Annotated in this window: 2 protein-coding genes and 1 pseudogene; 1 reads left to right on the top strand and 2 read right to left on the bottom strand. The window is 54.3% G+C overall.

What is annotated here, in order from left to right; translation table 11 throughout:
• Positions 1–120, top strand: a pseudogene (locus ACTHUE_RS16910) (DNA ligase); the annotation flags it as partial.
• Positions 121–185: 65 nt separating this feature from the next.
• On the opposite strand, the gene ACTHUE_RS16915 reads toward ACTHUE_RS16910, so the two are convergent.
• Together ACTHUE_RS16915 and ACTHUE_RS16920 are read right to left on the bottom strand one after the other, a co-directional pair.
• A complete protein-coding gene (locus tag ACTHUE_RS16915; protein WP_070646253.1) occupies positions 186–836 on the bottom strand; it encodes an HAD-IA family hydrolase in 651 nt (216 codons plus the stop codon).
• A 10-nt stretch (positions 837–846) separates the two neighbouring features.
• Positions 847–1833, bottom strand: coding sequence for an RluA family pseudouridine synthase (locus ACTHUE_RS16920; protein ID WP_039861877.1), 987 nt, complete (start codon positions 1831–1833; stop codon positions 847–849).
• Positions 1834–1994 lie beyond the last annotated feature (161 nt).

A 1994-nucleotide genomic window follows, 5' to 3' on the forward strand; every position in this document is an offset into this window, starting at 1 on the left:
GATAAAGACCGCGACCATCCGCCGAAAATCGGTGCGCTGATTACTTACCGTTATCGTGGTTTTACGCAAAAGGGAACGCCGAAATTTGCAACATTTGTCAGGGTGCGCTCGGATCGATAAAACAAATTAAAGGCCGTCTGAAAATAGGTTTCAGACGGCCTTTAATATAGATGTTGCATAGTCTTTTATAAGGTTTCCAATACATCGGGCAATTCGGCCAAGCTTTTGAGCATGGCGATATGGGGCAGGGCGGAAAGTTGTTGGGCAGTGTGTGCGCCGGTGGTGACAGCGATGGCGCGGATTTTGGCATTGGCAGCCATTTCTAGGTCGTGGGTGGTGTCGCCGACGACGACGGCCTCTTCCGGCTCAACACCCAGTCGGTCGCAGAGGGCGAGTACCATGTCGGGCGCGGGTTTGGACGGATATTCGCTGGCGCAGGCGGTTTCCAGCCAAAAGGCTTGGGTGTCGGTTTGTGCAATGGCTTTGTCCAAGCCGCTCCGGCCTTTGCCGGTCGCTACTGCAAGCCAATAGCCTTGTTGTTTCAAGCGTTGCAGGCAGGGCAGGGCTTCGGTGAACAGGGTCATGTTGCGGTTGTTGGGATTGAGGTAGTGCGCGGCATAGGTCTCAATCAGGGTTTCCTGAACGTGTTCGCTGACGTTGTGGGCAAGGCGGCGGATGATGCCGGACAGGCTGTATCCGATGAGCGGACGGATTTGGTCGGCTTCGGGAACGGGCAGGCCACAATCGGCAAAGCTTTGTTGAAAGGTGTGGATGATGGGGTTGGTGGTGTCGGCAAGCGTGCCGTCCCAGTCGAAAATAATGAGTTTGGGTTTCATGGGTTTCCTTTCAGACGGCCTTTTCCTGATTTTCCAGCATTAAAACAAATTGCGCTAATTCTTGCGGCAGGTGGGCTTTCAGGATTAGTTTTTCGCCGGTCAGCGGATGGGCGAGGTGCAGCTCGGAAGCGTGCAGGAACATTCTTTTCAAACCGAGTTTCTGCAGGCGTTTGTTGGCCTGATAGTCGCCGTAGCGTTCGTCGCCGGCAATGGGGCAGTCTTGCGATTGTAGGTGGACGCGGATTTGGTGGGTGCGGCCGGTTTTCAGGGTGGCTTCGACAAAGGTCAGGTCGGACAGGCCGACTTGGTGCAAAAGGCCGTCTGAAAAACGGTTTAACACGCGGAAGATGGTGTGGGCGGATTGGCCGTCTTCGCTGACGCGCACCATTTTTTCACCTTGTGCGCCGGTGTATTTGAACAGGGGAAGCTTGACGTGGAAGCGGTCGTTCGGCAGCCTGCCGACACCCAGCGCGAGATAGATTTTTTTCGGATGGTCGTTGCGGATGGCTTCGTGCAGTTTCACCAAGGCGCTGCGTTTTTTGGCTATCATCAAAAGGCCGCTGGTGTCTTTGTCGAGGCGGTGGACGAGTTCGAGATAACGCGCTTCGGGACGGGCGCGGCGGATTTGTTCGATGACGCCGAAGCTCACGCCGCTGCCGCCGTGGACGGCAACGCCGGACGGTTTGTTGATGACCAAAAGCGCATCGTCTTCGTAAACGATGTCAAACTCGCGTGCTGGCGCGGCCTGGTTTTCAGCCGGCCTTTGTTTTTCTGCGATGCGTATCGGCGGAATGCGAATAGTATCGCCTGCCTGAATGCGGTTGTCGGGTTTGCAGCGTTTTTTGTTCAGCCGCACTTCGCCGGCGCGGATAATGCGGTGGATATGGCTTTTCGGGACGCCTTTGAGGATTTTTATCAGATAGTTATCAAGGCGTTGGCCTTCCTCGTGTTCGGCAACGGCAATCAGGCTGACTGAATCTTTGCGTATTGCGTGCATTTTCTCTATAATCCCAAACGTCCGTTTCGGGACTCGAACCTGCCGTCGCAGGCCGTCTGAAACGGATTTATTGTTAAAACGAGATTTTATATTAAAAACGCACTCCGCAAAGCATTTCCTTGTGTTTGTTCAAAGCCGGCAAACGCAATCCCGTAATTAAG

This window comes from Neisseria sp. P0021.S005, from assembly GCF_051956955.1.

Coding starts and splice junctions, on each gene's coding strand:
- ACTHUE_RS16915 (WP_070646253.1), bottom strand. CDS start 836: ATGAAACCCAAACTCATTATTTTCGACTGGGACGGCACGCTTGCCGAC.
- ACTHUE_RS16920 (WP_039861877.1), bottom strand. CDS start 1,833: ATGCACGCAATACGCAAAGATTCAGTCAGCCTGATTGCCGTTGCCGAA.